Origin of the sequence: Trichocoleus sp. ST-U1 (genome assembly GCF_039961835.1) — a bacterium.
In the GTDB taxonomy this organism is placed as follows: Bacteria; Cyanobacteriota; Cyanobacteriia; order Cyanobacteriales; family FACHB-T130; genus FACHB-T130.
In genome coordinates, this window is the sequence record NZ_JAMPJZ010000001.1 from 109,710 (window position 1) to 124,254 (window position 14,545).

The window sequence follows — 14,545 nt, forward strand, 5'->3', positions numbered from 1 at the left end:
ATGGGTCATTGCTTTTCACCCATTACCCATTAGCAAATACCCATTACCCATTACCAACTACTGATGAGCGTAAGTGTACTTTTTTTACCTGACGAGATTGCGGTTGACGCTGAGGTAGGAGAAGCGTTATTACAGGTAGCAGAACGGGCTGGGGTGTTCATTCCCACCGGGTGCCTGATGGGTTCGTGTCACGCCTGCGAAGTGGAGGTAGCGGACGGACATACCATCTGTGCTTGTATCACAGCAGTACCGGCAGGGTGCGAACAATTAACAATCAATCTCTACGTTGACCCCGCCTGGTAGCAAACTACACACAGGGTTGGGCCGTTAATGGAATATTTGCTTTACGGATTAGCAGTCTATGGGTTGCTAGTAGCGTGCCGCTACTTGATTTTTTTTCAGCGACTTTTAGGCTTGACTCTACAGTACATCGATTACGAAATTCGGAGCGGCGAGGAAATCCCTGCTTATATCAAAGAGTTATTTGAGATTCCGTTACCAGAACTTGAAAAGCTAGGGTTTCAGTTCCATTCCTATTTCAGCTTTAATGACATTTACCTGGATGTCTCGAAAAGCTGGGGGATGGTGCTATACAACGAGGCATTTAAAACATTCGCTAATGTAAACATTCGTAGCCTACCGGAATCGGTGAGGCTGTTTACGATCGAGTTTCTTACCTTTTTTGAGGATGGTCTCCTATTACACACGATGAATGGACAGGCTTTCGGGGTGATTGGAGAAATACCCAATACCATTCTCCAAGATCCTTACGCGGTGGAAACCCAAGAGCAGTGGCAAGTCCATCAAGGCAAGCTTGAGCATTTGGCACTTGCAAAAACGCCCGTCGCGATGTCATCAAAAGCGTTTATTGAGAGATTGCGATCGCATCATGTCACCTACATAGACAGCTTGGTGAAATCAGGGCAGCTGTCACCGATTAGAGGAACGGAACTGCTAGAACTCAATCTCAGTGCTGCGATGAAAACAGCTATCAAGATGGGGCGGGATAGCGGCAAGTATACAACTCTGGTCAAAAAGTGGACGCAAAAGGCAAAAACAGAACCCTATCGGTATGTGGAGATTCCTTCGGCGGTGGAAGTGGAGGGATTCCGCCGCATGGAACGAATCGAACGGGGACGTGCCAGAAAGGGGATAAAGTCGTGGTTGTTGCTTGGCAGTTTGGTCGTGTTTGCTATCTCGTTCACGCCATTTTTCGACTTGCAGACACTGCTGATTCTCATCGGCGTCCTGTTTTTGCACGAACTAGGGCACTTTTTGACGATGAGAGGCTGTGGCTATAAAGATACATCGATTTTCTTCTTGCCCTTATTTGGTGCTGCGGCTTCCGGACGCAAAGACAATGCGACGATTCGGGAAAAATTTCTAGTTTTGCTGGCGGGGCCGGTTCCGGGGATAATCTTAGGAGTTGCGATCGCGCTGGCAATTCCCGATTCTCTCCAGCGTTCTTTAGGGTTGCAAGAGGTAATCAGCTTTCTGGTCATTATTAACTACTTCAATCTACTTCCTATCTTGCCCTTGGATGGAGGACGCATCCTAGATTTATTAATATTTTCCCGCCATCCCTACACCGATGTTTTGTTCAAACTTTTCGCCGTCGGGTTGCTAGTTTTTATCGGCATGAGTCCGGGGACTGGTATTTTTCTTTTCCTCGGATTTTTGATTGCGTTTAGCATCCCTGCTAGCTTTCGCAGTGCCAAGATTCTGAAGATCCTGCGGCGAGAACTGCCCCAATCAACTGACGATTCTGATAGCGTACTGATGGCTATTTTCCTGACGCTCAAAAAGTCTGGTTACGGTTCCCTACCGTTTGCTCAGAAGTACAGAATGGTCAAAGATATTGCCCAACGCTGTCGGGAATCCCATTCCAGTTGGGGAACCAGGCTGTTGTTGTTAGGCGTGTATTTGATGTGCTTATTTGGCGGATTGGTGATTGCGTTTGTCACGCTGCTACCGCAAAGTTCTTGAACCGCGAAGATGGAAAATGCGATCGCTCTTCCGTCTCTTTCTCAATATACCCCTCTAAAATCTCCCTAAAGTTTTGAGAAGGGGTGATGACTACTGAGTTTTAGCTTGGGAGTTAATGGCGTATTCTCGAAACCGATCCAAATCGGCTTGGATAGTCGATTCGACAACGCGCCCCAGGAAGAGATTATCCATTAACCTGCCCAGCCAACCGGGAATGGCGTAAGCCACCGTTAGCTTAACAATGCTACTGCCGTGTCGGTCATAAAAGCGAATCGCACCCCGATTGGGTAATCCACCAACAGATTCCCATTGGATAATCTGGTTGGGCACCTTTTTCACGATACGGGCAAGCCAAGTAAATTCTAAGCCACCCGTGGCAAGTTTCCAGCGCGACAAGGTTGGGTCATTATCCAGAACTGTAACCGAGTCGATCCACTTCATCCACCGAGGCATTTGCTCCAGATCAGACCAGAGGTTCCACACCTCGTCAATGGGAACCGGCACCTCTACCTGCACGCTATGCTCTAGCCACTCAGCCATTTACTTCTTTTTTCCTTCGCACTATGCAGCGTTTTTTCGGTTTATTCCCCTAAACTGCCGACAACTGGCTCTTACCCTTTATTTCCTGTACATTTTCTAAAATCGCCTTTGCTGCCTGACGCCCAGACAGGGTTGCCCCTTCCATACTATCGATGTAATCTTGCTGAGTATAGCTACCTGCAAGGAAGAAATTGGCGATCGGCGTCTTCTGAGGAGGACGATAGGGGTCCATGCCAGGGGCTTCGCGGTAAAGAGACTGAGCCAGCTTCACCACGCTGTACCAAGTCATGTTCAAGTCGCGGGAGGAAGGGAATAGCTCGTGTACTTGCTTGAGGACGTGTTGAGCGATCGCTTCGTTACTTTCCTTGATAAACGGATCTCCCGGCGTTAGCACCAACTGCAACAGCGAACCTTGTCCTTCGCGGTAATAATCAGAGGGACTCGTTAAAGCTAAATCTGCAAAGCAGGAAAAGTCGGCATCCGCTGTATAAAGCAGATTATCAATTCCGGCAGCATGATGCACTTGGTGTCTTTCTTCGGCATCGTGCAACTCAGTCACCCAGCCATCAAACCGCAGCTGCACTGTCGCGACGGGCACTGTATCCAGCTTATAAATATTGTCAAATTCCGACCATTGACGCCATGCTTGCGGCAAAACGCGCTGAATTCCGGGCACGTCGCAGGCGCAGACATAAGCATCGGCGGTGATGGTTTCTTCAGTTTCTCCTTGTGCAACCACTAAGCCAGTCACGCGCGTCTCGTTGCCTTCGCCGCTATATTGAATTTCTCGTACCCGGCGACGAGTATGAATTTTCGCGCCTCTGGCTTCTATGTAATCAATAATCGGCTTGTGCAGATACTCGGAGGGAGAACCTTCCAGCATTCGCAGCACCGATGCCTCGGTTCTAGCAGCAAACATCTGAAAGATGGTCAGCATACAACGAGCAGAAATATTTTCGCAGTCAATAAATCCGAGTGCATAAGCAATCGGGTTCCACATCCGCTTGATGCTGCCATTACTGCCACCGTGACTGCGAAACCAATCGGCAAAGCTAACTTTATCGAGAGCGCGAATTGTTTTCATCGAACCCTCGAAGTCTACCAAGCCGCGCACGATGGTACTGCTGCCAAGGGCGATCGCATTCTGTACTTTATCCTGCAATGACAGCTGCGATGTTGTAAAAAATGCTTTTAATCCGTTGAAAGGCGCACCCGTGATGAAGCGAAAATCCAAGGCACCTGTGACGCCTCCTTGATTGATAAAGGTGTGGATATGTTCTTTCAGGCGCAAATTGTCACCTGCCCCCACCTTCTTCATCAATTCAAATAGCTGGTAGTAGTTCCCAAAAAAGACGTGCAATCCCATCTCAACGTGATTGCCGTCGGCATCCACCCAACTGCCGACCTTACCCCCCACAAACGGACGAGACTCAAAGATTTCGACTTCGCAACCGGCATCGACTAAATCGACTGCCGCTGCCATTCCAGCCAATCCTGCCCCGACGATTGCAACCCGCATGCCATCTGTCCTTCTCAATTTCTTTACAAAGTTTAACAGGTGACAGCAGAAGATTACCGATTTTCATCGCCTGGATTAAGGAATTGGGTATTGGCGATCGCTCACGGCGAATTCCCCATCTCCTCTAGCCCTTTGCCGCTTTACTCGAACTCAAACTGGGGCATCAGCTGGAGCATCCCCAATCCTAAATCTTTACTAGAGAGCGATCGCGCTTCAAATAAAGCCATCATGTCGCCTAGCTGAGGATTTCCCCTAGATGCGCCTTTTAGCCCCCTAGCCACAATCAAGCCGCAGTAGCCTTTGGTTTTCTTACAACGCTGATCCCATTTGCGACGAGCTTCGCTATGAATCGGATCGTCTTCTTGAAATTCACCAAACAGGTACATATTGCCATTTTCTGTTTGGAGAATTCCCAAGTCATAGCGATCGCCTTCAAAAGGATCTTCTCCCGGATTAAAGCAAATTCCCTTTAACCCTCCCGCGCTTTGGATTTGCTCAATCAATTCCTTTGCCTTGGGACGGGAAGTTTGAATCAAAACCACTGGCATTCCCTCTCCCGCCGCGATCGCTTCCTTCGCTTGATAGCAATCAACGGTTTTACGCAGCAACTCTACTTTCTCCCAAGTCATCATCCCCAAGCTGAGGAAAGAATCTTTGGGCACTAAGTCATCCCGCAGGGGCAGCATCATCTCTTCGAGATCGCTGTCTTCCTCCTCTGCCAACCCTGCCACCTCTGCCATGTCAAACAGTTCCGTCGCCACATCGGGAACCGTTGCCACCTTAACGGGAATCGATTTTTGCAGATCCGCCTCTAGCGGCGCGGCGATGCGGTAGCGTTTGCTCAAGGTAGGGAATTTCTCTGCTGCCAGCTGCCGATTGGATGCTCGGAAAAAGCGATGGAGGGCTTCGAGTGCCACGTAAACTGCGATCGCTTCTTCCTCATATAAAAAGGGTCGCATCCCCTCTAACGGATGCACATTTCCGAAATTGGGTTGAATTTCTGAAAGCGGCAAGTCAGCTAAATCAATGCCTTCGTCCTCTTCATCTTCGTCTAAGGAATCTTCAGCCTGCTCGAAGGTGACAAACAAGCAATCTTGCCCTAGAAATGCTTCTTCTAGCTCCTCAAAAGACTCTTTTGCCAAAACCGACGAGCGAAACCGTTTCAGAGAGTCCAGAGAGCGATACAACAAAATGCCGTACTCCATGCCGAGCATTCCCATCACCGAGGCGTACAGCGTCTCCACATCCCACTGGTTTAGCTCAATTGAGATAATCTGGTGGTCGGCAAGCAGTTCCCAAGGTGCATCGTCCCAAATCTCATAAGCTTTTTGCACCAGTAACTCGGCATATTCAGGCGGTAGTTTGGGGGGGCGAGTGCTGGTGATTTCTTGGAACCCGCGAAATAGTTCGTCAATCAGGGGCAGTTCTGGTACATAATCAACAGCAATGTCTAGATCCTGAAGAACACCCCGCAGGTAGAACTGAAGTTCTCTGTGTCGGACTACAATTTTCTGAGGACGGGATGGCTTGGCAGGGCTGTGGGGATGTTCCATTGCTCGCAGCAGGGCGCGAACAACGGCTTCCGGCCCAGTCTCGGAAGTTACGACATCCATCGCTCGAACCATTCCTTCGACGCCATCCACCCAAACAATGCATTCGCTGTCTGTCTGAGTATCCGACTCTAAGCTTTGCGCCATCCCAGCAGATAATCGACGGCGATCGCCTTCCCAGACGCTAGGAATTTGTTGTAAAGTTTGCAGCCGACGAGACGTGGAGCGAGTGAGAACAGACATAGACTATGCCAACTGGGGGAACAACACACCGTGCGCTTTGCAGATCCTCATTTTAAATACTAATCGCCCCTCTGCCGTCCTCCTATAAACTAATGCTTGGCAGTGATGAAAGCACCACAATACAATCCTTGCGCGATCGCTCTATCTAACCCCAACGCCTAATCGTTAACATAAATAATAAAAAGCTTTTCGCTTCGCCGGTCTGCGGTTAAGTTAAGAATCTTCGATAAAATTGACCTAGTGGACTGGCTTCCTCAAGTCGTCTAGATAAAACACCAAATTAGGAGTCGAGAGCGCCATGACACAAGCTACTCAATCGCAAAAACGCGGCATCCAGTTAAGCGAATCTGCCCTCAAACACGTTCTCTCTCTGCGGGAGAAACAAGGCAAGGATCTGTGCCTGCGAGTTGGCGTCCGCCAAGGTGGCTGCTCTGGAATGTCGTACATGATGGATTTTGAAGAGCCTAGTCAAATTCGGGAAAACGATGAAGTCTACGACTACGATGGCTTCAAAATTGTCTGCGATCCCAAGAGTATGCTATACCTCTATGGTCTGATGCTGGACTATAGCGATGCCATGATTGGCGGTGGCTTCCAATTTACAAACCCCAATGCTGCTCAAAGCTGTGGCTGCGGTAAGTCATTTGGAGTCTAAGTCATTTGCATTTGGTGTCTAAGTTCAAGCTTGGCCTACAGTTTGTAAAAACTTCTGATTGGAAAGCAGGTATCCCGCCTGCTTTCCAGATAAGGGTGGATTCAACCCCCCATTGCCCCGTAAAATAACGCATCCGGCGAAGAGAGCGTCGCTATCTAGCCCGCCATCCGCTACGCGATCGCTAACATCTTTCATCTTTCAGAAATGACCGAGCCAATTAACGACCTTTTTGACAATGGCCTAGAACGCTATAAAGCGGGAGAAGGCCCGGATACTTTGCTTCCTGTTTTCAAGGATATTTGCGATCGCGCCCCCAAACTCACTGCTGCCTGGATTTGCCTGTCGTGGCTGTATCTATTAGACGATCAAGCCACTCTGGCCTACAAAGCCGCTCAAAAAGCGGTTAAGTTAAATCCCCAAGATCCCCAGGCTCACATTAACCTAGTTCTGGCGATGCTTGAAGAAGGGAAAACCGGCGTCCGGCAACACATTGAAGAGGCTCAGCGATCTCTGGCGATTAATCCAGAATTACGCCCTGATATCCAAGAAAGTATTGAGGATGGATTAGCGAGAAAACCCGACTGGAAGGGTTTAAATCGGGTAAAAAACTGGTTGTTTACCTAATTGGAAATTGTCCTCAGAATCCCTAACTTTGAAAGTAAAATATTGAAGAAGTTAGGGCTTTTCAGGATATAATTATTTAATTAAATATGAATAATATATTTTAAATACTGGAATACTAACCATTATAAAAAAAGCATAACTATCCCATTATAAAAGTATACCATTTGTGGGCGAAGAGGAAGAGAAAATAGGTACAATATTTTGTAAATCGCATTAATAAAACATAGTTATGTGCGCCGTTTGGAAACAAAAACAAAGCGCCCTCGCTATACTAATTTGGGATATCTAATCTCACGATCGCCCTGAGATTAGCACCGCATCAATCAATTCTTTTGTTTTAGTTCTTTTTTTTGAGATTTCCTCCATGTTGCCTTCAAAGACACCCTTAATTGGTCTCTCGGCAGATAAATTTCGCCATCCCTTAGATTTAGAAGCGACTAACGCCTTAAAACAACTGCCGGGAATGGATATCCTGGTCAGAAATCTGCTTGGTCCCCTCGCAGAACAGTTTTTTTATTTGGAAAATATAGCGGCGGGCGTCCTCGTAGGCGAACAACAACTGCCTCATCTGCATAAACTACTGTTAGAAGCGTGCCAAATATTAGATTTGGAACCCCCGCAACTGTATGTCCGTTCCTCACCCACGCCAAACGCCTACACCTTTGCCATGCGAGGAAAGCAGCCATTTATTGTGTTGCACACCTCTTTAATCGATTTGCTGACACCCGAAGAGATTCAGGCAGTCATCGCCCACGAACTGGGACACCTAAAATGCGAGCATGGAGTGTACCTAACACCCGTCAATATTATGGTGTTAGCAGCAGGATTAATTCCGACTTGGGGTGCAGCGATCGCTGAAACTTTGAGGGGACAGATGCTACAGTGGCTGCGATGTGCAGAATTTACTTGCGATCGCGCTGCACTTCTCGCCACTCAAGACTCTAAAGTCGTCAGTTCCGTCTTAATGAAACTGGCTGGAGGTTCACCCATTCTTGCGCCGCAGCTGAATCTGGAAGCCTTTTTAGCTCAAGCGAGAGCTTACGACGATATCAGTAAAAATCAGCTGGGTGAAATGCTCAAACAAGCGCAGACAGCCCAACTCAGCCACCCAGTACCCGTCCTGCGGGCGCGGGAAATTGACCGTTGGGCTAGCAGTCAAGAATATCAAGCCTTGCTACAACAGCATTCGATAGGCTATAATAGTGAAGCTAAACCCAAGGGCGGGTGGCGAAATTGGTAGACGCATCAGACTCAAAATCTGACGATCGTGAGATCGTGAGAGTTCGATTCTCTCCCTGCCCACTCTTTACACAAGAGAACGACCATGACTCAACGACTCAAGCGGTGGGAATCTCCCCGCCGAGAGGGACGAAACGACAAAGGGAAAGGTGGCTCCGCTAGGGCGAGACAGATTAGAAAGCAACAGAAGATGTTGCGGAAGAAGCTAAAAGACCAGGGTGAATCTGAAAATAGTAAAGATTCGAGGAGAGGGAAGATTAACTTCCCTCTCTTTTTTTGTGCAGAATTCCAGTTAAGTTAGACCTTGAGAAATGGGAATCTCAATCCAAAACTCCGCTCCTTGTCCTGGTTTGGAGACACATTTTAAAGTGCCACCGTGCTTCTCCACCACAATTTGATAACTAATCGATAAACCTAAACCAGTCCCCTTCCCGACAGGTTTAGTCGTAAAGAAGGGATCAAATAGGCGAGCTTTTACTGGCTCGGTCATCCCTGGGCCGTTATCAGCAATCCGAATCAAAACATAAGGGTCAGGAAGGGATTTCCCACGTCCCACTTCAGTCCGAATGGTAATGATTCTCGGTTCGGGCTGCGTTTCTAGGGCATCAATCCCATTGTTGAGCAGGTTCATAAACACTTGATTGAGCTGTCCCGCGTAGCATTCCACCAGCGGTAGATTGCCATACTCTTTAACAATTTCAATGCTGGGATAGTTGGGGGCGGCTCTCAGTCGGTTTTGCAAGATCAGCAGGGTGCTATCAATCCCTTCATGAATATCCACTGCCTTCATGGCGGCTTCATCCAAGCGCGAGAAATTCCGCAGCGACAGAACAATCTGACGGATGCGGTCAGTCCCCATCTTCATCGAACCCAGGATTTTCGGGAGGTCTTCTACCACAAAATCAAGGTCAATCGCCTCGATTTCATCTTGAATTTCCGGAACTGGATTGGGATAGTGCTGCTTGTAAAGCTGGAGGAGATTCAGTAAATCTTGGCTGTATTGATTTGCGTGGGTGAGGTTGCCGTGGATGAAGTTGACAGGATTGTTGATTTCGTGAGCAACACCAGCAACCATCTGACCGAGGCTGGACATTTTTTCACTTTGAATCAGATGACTTTGAGTTTGTTGCAACTGGTGCAAAGTTTGCTGTAGCTGGTGAGCTTTTTCTTGAGCTTGCTGTGCAGAGTCTTGAGCTTGCGTGTAGAGTTCGGCTTGGAAAAGCGCGATCGCGAGTTGGTCAGTTACCGCTTGCAGCAGTTCCACCTCCGAGCCACTCCAAGACCGAGAACCACGATGATGGATGCAACTGACCACACCAATCTCACCAGAAGGAGCTTGAATTGGCAGCGATAGGATAGCATTGTAGCCCGAAGCACTATAGAGTTCCTGTTCGGCTGGATCGCTGGCGTTTGCAAGATCGTCAACTTGGAGGATTTCCAAGTTGGTGAACTTTTGAGTTAGCGAACTTGCTGGGGCTGGGTATTGACCCAGCAAGCTAGGCAGGGTGGGTATCTTCGCTTCTTTTACCACTTCCCAGACTGGTTGTTCTGCTGATGGTCGATACCAAAGAAACAGGCATCGGTCAATCTGCAACAAATTGCGGATCTCCTGCACAGCCGTTCCTAATATGGTACTGACATCAAGGGAGTTCCTGATATCGCTGGACAAACGGTTGAGCAGTGCCTCGCGTTGAGCGAGTTGTCTAAATCGTGCTTCCGAGTGTCGCAACGCCTCCTCTGCCTGTAGGCGCTTAACACCTAATGCAATCTCGTCCGCTGCAAATTCTAGCGCCCCCAGCGTAGCTTCGGTAAGCGGTTTCCGGGCAAACATGGCGATAACCCCTAATATCTGGTTTTCGATAATCAGGGGATAACCAGCGAAGGAGATCAAGCCCTCTCTTTCTGCCCAATCTTTATCAGCAACACGAGGATCGTCAATCACAGAGTTGGTCAGGTGGGGCTGGCACTCTTGGGCAATTAGGCCGATCTTAAATTGACCAACGGGTACGCGGCTATGAGAGCCATTAAGGTGGGTATACATCCCCGCACTCGCTTGCAACTCCAATACATTCTCCGCTCTGTTAAGCGTCCATAGCCTTGCAAACGCGGCATCGAGATGTTGGACTACAGCCTCGGTGCAGCGTTGCAGTATCACCTGCAAGCGATCGCCCTGAGTCAGCGCAGTGTCTACATCCGCACGAAACGCGGCTAAGCAAGCTTTCTCTGCTAGAGCTTCTTCAGCGGCTTTGCGTTCGGTTACGTCCACACCAATGCCCCAAGTGGTCCAGCCGGGAATGGGGAATCCCTCGGAGATATTCGACCATGCTACTGTTTTGACACTTCCATCTTTAGCTGTGATTTCCCATTCCCAGTTACGGTAGTTATTGCCAAGTTCAGCCCAGATGGTCAGCATTGATGTGCGATAGGCGGGATCTGGATACACCCACTCCAGTGCTTTGGGATTGCCAACAATTTCCGCAGCACTGTAGCCTGCAACCCTTTCGCACTCGCGGTTCCAGACAGTGATGTTTCCGTCTGCATCGAAGGCAGTCATCATAACTGGCATATTCTGAAGAATCTGGCGCAATTGTTCTTCCCGCTGCCGCAACGCCTCCTCTGCCTGTTTGCGATCGCTGATATTTTGCGTCAACGTCATCCCCGCAAAGATTTCTCCCTGCTGGTTGGTGACGGGCAGAATTTGCACCAGATAGGTGCGATCGCCATAGGGGATTTCAGAAACCGTCATGGCACCAGCTAATGCTGCTTGATACATCGGTTCCACAGTTTCGCAGGTGTCTGGAGGAAAAACCTCCCATAGGGTTTTTCCTTCCATAAGTTCTTTGGAAAGCCCGATGGCGGCTAATTCGCTTCCATCTGCCAGCAGGTAGCGCAAGTCCTTATCAAATAAAGCCACCGAACCGTCGGGGAAATTTCGGGCAAGGGCGCGGTATAGTTCTTCGCTTTGTCGTAGGGCTTCTTCTTGTTGCTTGCGCTGGGTGATGTCTAGTCCTGTTCCAAATAGCTTGATGACCCGACCCTCAGAGTTGATAATCGGTTGCCCTTTGGAGAACATATATCCAATCGAACCATCAGGACGCAAAGTGCGATTGTCGAATTCGTAGGGCTTGCCTTCAGTAATTGCTAGCTCAACTGCTTTTACAAAAACTTCCCGGTCATCTGGATAAATTTTTTGCACCAACTCTTCGTAAGTCGGTACGGGTTGGTTCGGCTCCATACCCCACACGCGGAATAGTTCCTCCGACCAAGCGATTTCTCCAGTCGCCAGATCGAATTCCCAACTGCCGATATGGGCAATTTTTTGAGCTTCTCCAAGTCTAGTTTCGCTTTGGCGGATGGCTTCCTCTGCCCGCTTAGCAGGAGTGATATCGCGGGCGATCGTAGAGAAAAATTCAACCTCCCCATTTTCTAATTTATGGCTCATCCATACCTGGGAGATAGGAACCTCTCTGCCATCCCGGTGCTGCAACGCTGATTCGCCACTCCAAATACCTTCTCTGACAACAGCCTGCCACCCTTCGTTCAGAATCCCGTCGATGACTGAAGCTGCCATGAAATCGGGGATATACATCGTTGTGATATCCTCATTCTCGCCAATTCCTATCATTTGGCGACCGGCCTTGTTGACGTATAAGGCGCGTCCTTCTGCATTGGCGATGCCTACGAAGTCAGGTGTTGCTTCTAAGATTGCGGTCAGTCTTGCCTGAGCTTTTTCTGCCTGTTTACGCTCGGTAATGTCAGAAGTTAAACCATCTATACGAATAGCTTTCCCGGTTTCATCGTAAATCACCCGGCTCTTGTCACGAACCCAACGAACTTCGCCATCGGGTCGGAGAATTCGGTACTCTATGTCACCGCTGCCCTCGACTATAACCTGACGGTTGTATTCAAAGGCGCGATCGCGATCTTCGGGGTGAATGCTATCAAACCACACTTGGGGGTTGTCAAAGAAATCTTGTCTTGGGCGTTGATAAACACTCTCGGTCGCTGGGTTGAGGTAAAGCACTTCAAAGGTGCTGGCTGAAACAGACCACACCACGTCTTTCAGCGAATTTAGAATGCTGTTGAGCCGCGACTCGCTTTCGCTCAGAGCTGCCTCAGCTTGCTTGCGATCTGTGATATCGGTGGACAGACCATCCATGCGGGTAGCAGTACCGTGCTCGTCATAAATCATCCAGGCTCGACTGTAAACCCATCGCACTTCGCCATCGGGTCGGATAATTCGGTACTCCAGTTCACCATTGCCCTCTTGCATAACCCTGTGGTTATAGGCAAGGGCGAGTTCGCGATCTTCTGGATGAATAACCTCCAGCCAGAGGTTGGAGTTGTTGAAGAACTCCGAGTAAGACCGCCCATAAAACTTCTCAGCCACTGGGTTCATAAACAGCGTTTTATAGGTGGTGGCTGAAATAGACCACACCAAATCTTTAAGGCAATTTAGAATACTGTTGAGTCGTAACTCACTCTGTTGTAAAGCCGCTTCTACTTCCTTGCGCTCGGTGATGTCGTGCATCGCCACGACTGCACCTAGTTTTTTTCCTTGAGCATCAACGATCGCTTGTCCGCTAGCTAGTAAGGTGCGGATTTTTCCTTGCTTCGGGGCGATGATCATTTCTACTTCCCGAACCGTCTCTCCCCGAAACGCTCTAAACAACGGAATATCTTCCGTTTTCATCAGTGTTTTCCCATCAGGCAGATATAAATCGAAATGTTCAGCCCATTGCTCGGCAGAAAGAGCTTGTTCCGGCAACCCATGAAACTCTTGTGTCGCTCGATTAAATAGCGTTAAAACTCCATTGGCGTCACAAGCGACAATGCCGTCTGCCAAGTTATTCAGCAATGCATTTAAGAATTCTCTTTCTTTGTATAAAGCTTTCTCTGCCCGCTGGCGCTCAGTTATTTCGTCTTCTAGCTGCTGGAGGGTATGCCTTAATTGGGCGGTGCGTTCCTCGACTCGGATTTCGAGGGCTTCATTCGCCTGTTTGAGTGCTGACTCTGCTAACTTGCGATCGCTGATATCAACGAAGGTGACAACAGCCCCTTTGATTTCCTCTCCCTCAAAAATCGGATAAGCCGAATATTCGGCAGCAAAAGCAGCTCCATCCCGCCGCCATAGAACTTCGTTGTCGATTCGGCAACTGTTCCTGTTGCGAACAGCACAAAAAATCGGAGACTCAACACTGGGATAGAAGGAGCCATCGGGGCGACTGTGATGGATTAACTCGTGCATATCCTTGCCCATCACTTCATCCGGCTGGTATCCCAGCATCTGAGCCGCCGCTTTGTTGATGAAGGTACAACGTCCCTGTAAATCTATGCCGTAGATGCCTTCCCCGGTCGATTGCAGCAGCAATTGGATGTGATTAGCTAATTGCGATCGCTCTTGTTCGGTTCGGTGACGTTCGGTGATGTCTTTCATAAAACAGTGATGACCGATAAATCGCTGCTCTTGGTCGTAATCGCAGATCATCACCACTTGCTTATAAAAAATAGAGCCATCTTTACGGATGCCTCTCGTTTCAGCTTCTACCTTGCCATCCACCAACATTTTGTGGTAAGCAGCGATCAGCTTGTCGATCTCTTCCGGATGAACCGTTCGCTGCCATTCCATGCCAATCATTTCTTCAGGTTCGTAACCCGCTGCATTGGCGTAGGCTTTATTAACGGTAACGTAGCGCCCTTGAGTGTCTAGCCGGGAAATTCCTTCGACGGCATTCTCCAAGACAGCTCTTAAATTGAGGAGTTTTTCTTCAGCCGCTTTGCGATCGCTAATGTCACGAGCCACTGCATACAGCAAACCTTCTTCAGTGGAGACCGCAGAAGTCCATAATAGCCATTTATAGGAGCCGTCTTTGCATCGGTAGCGGTTCTCAAAAGAGATTGTTTCCGCGCCTGTAGCAAGCTTCTGCGCTTCGGTGATGGTTGCTTCCCAATCTTCCGGGTGAACCAACTCCATAAACGATTGGCTTAAGAGTTCTTCCTTCGTAAAACCCAGAGTTTTTTCCCAGGCAGGGTTCAGGTGATTGAAGTAGCCATCAAGTCCGGCGATACAAAGCAGATCCAGCGAGAGATTGAAGAAACCCGCCTCTGCCCACTCGTATCCGTTTAGGCTCTTTCCTTTGTCGCGATTGTGAGTCAACACTTTGGTTTACTTCCTTCGTCTCAGATGGA

At 48.8% G+C, this 14,545-nt stretch carries 11 protein-coding genes and 1 tRNA gene; 7 read left to right on the forward strand and 5 right to left on the reverse strand.

Going from position 1 to position 14,545, the window contains the following annotated elements; genetic code table 11:
- The first annotated feature begins 63 nt into the window (after positions 1 to 63).
- The gene (locus tag NDA06_RS00490) at positions 64 to 303 is read left to right on the forward strand and encodes a 2Fe-2S iron-sulfur cluster-binding protein (RefSeq protein WP_190410965.1); all 240 of its coding nucleotides are present in this window, start codon (positions 64 to 66) and stop codon (positions 301 to 303) included.
- Positions 304 to 330: 27 nt separating this feature from the next.
- Complete coding sequence (locus NDA06_RS00495) at positions 331 to 1,986, forward strand: site-2 protease family protein (RefSeq protein WP_190986914.1); 1,656 nt, start codon at positions 331 to 333, stop codon at positions 1,984 to 1,986.
- Between the two features lie 90 nt (positions 1,987 to 2,076).
- Here the strand turns inward: NDA06_RS00495 and NDA06_RS00500 are convergent, their stop codons facing one another.
- The 3 genes from NDA06_RS00500 to NDA06_RS00510 form a co-directional block, all read right to left on the reverse strand.
- Positions 2,077 to 2,526 (reverse strand): SRPBCC family protein, encoded by a 450-nt coding sequence (locus NDA06_RS00500; RefSeq protein WP_190529246.1) that lies wholly within the window; start codon positions 2,524 to 2,526, stop codon positions 2,077 to 2,079.
- A 49-nt stretch (positions 2,527 to 2,575) separates the two neighbouring features.
- Complete coding sequence (gene zds, locus NDA06_RS00505; RefSeq protein WP_190986913.1) at positions 2,576 to 4,045, reverse strand: 9,9'-di-cis-zeta-carotene desaturase; 1,470 nt, start codon at positions 4,043 to 4,045, stop codon at positions 2,576 to 2,578.
- A gap of 140 nt (positions 4,046 to 4,185) precedes the next feature.
- Positions 4,186 to 5,838, reverse strand: a complete 1,653-nt coding sequence (locus NDA06_RS00510; protein WP_190410961.1) for a hypothetical protein — start codon at positions 5,836 to 5,838, stop codon at positions 4,186 to 4,188.
- Between the two features lie 298 nt (positions 5,839 to 6,136).
- Here NDA06_RS00510 and NDA06_RS00515 point away from each other — a divergent pair, with 298 nt between their 5' ends.
- Positions 6,137 to 6,493, forward strand: coding sequence for an iron-sulfur cluster assembly accessory protein (locus NDA06_RS00515; protein ID WP_190426631.1), 357 nt, complete (start codon positions 6,137 to 6,139; stop codon positions 6,491 to 6,493).
- Positions 6,494 to 6,517: 24 nt separating this feature from the next.
- Here NDA06_RS00515 and NDA06_RS00520 read toward each other — a convergent pair whose 3' ends face one another.
- Positions 6,518 to 6,688 (reverse strand): hypothetical protein, encoded by a 171-nt coding sequence (locus NDA06_RS00520; RefSeq protein WP_190986912.1) that lies wholly within the window; start codon positions 6,686 to 6,688, stop codon positions 6,518 to 6,520.
- 9 nt (positions 6,689 to 6,697) lie between these two features.
- Here NDA06_RS00520 and NDA06_RS00525 point away from each other — a divergent pair, with 9 nt between their 5' ends.
- The 4 genes from NDA06_RS00525 (at position 6,698) to NDA06_RS00540 (ending at position 8,657) form a co-directional block, all read left to right on the forward strand.
- The gene (locus tag NDA06_RS00525; protein ID WP_190410958.1) at positions 6,698 to 7,117 is read left to right on the forward strand and encodes a hypothetical protein; all 420 of its coding nucleotides are present in this window, start codon (positions 6,698 to 6,700) and stop codon (positions 7,115 to 7,117) included.
- Between the two features lie 364 nt (positions 7,118 to 7,481).
- Entirely contained in the window at positions 7,482 to 8,357 is an 876-nt protein-coding gene (locus NDA06_RS00530) for a M48 family metallopeptidase (protein WP_348251666.1), read from the forward strand.
- A tRNA-Leu gene (locus NDA06_RS00535) sits at positions 8,336 to 8,419 on the forward strand. Before NDA06_RS00530 ends, NDA06_RS00535 begins: the two co-directional genes overlap by 22 nt.
- Positions 8,420 to 8,441: 22 nt before the next feature.
- Entirely contained in the window at positions 8,442 to 8,657 is a 216-nt protein-coding gene (locus NDA06_RS00540; RefSeq protein ID WP_190986910.1) for a hypothetical protein, read from the forward strand.
- On the opposite strand, the gene NDA06_RS00545 is transcribed toward NDA06_RS00540, so the two are convergent.
- Positions 8,649 to 14,516, reverse strand: a complete 5,868-nt coding sequence (locus NDA06_RS00545; RefSeq protein ID WP_190986909.1) for a PAS domain S-box protein — start codon at positions 14,514 to 14,516, stop codon at positions 8,649 to 8,651. The two genes, NDA06_RS00540 and NDA06_RS00545, sit on opposite strands and share 9 nt — an antisense overlap.
- Between the last annotated feature and the right edge of the window lie 29 nt (positions 14,517 to 14,545).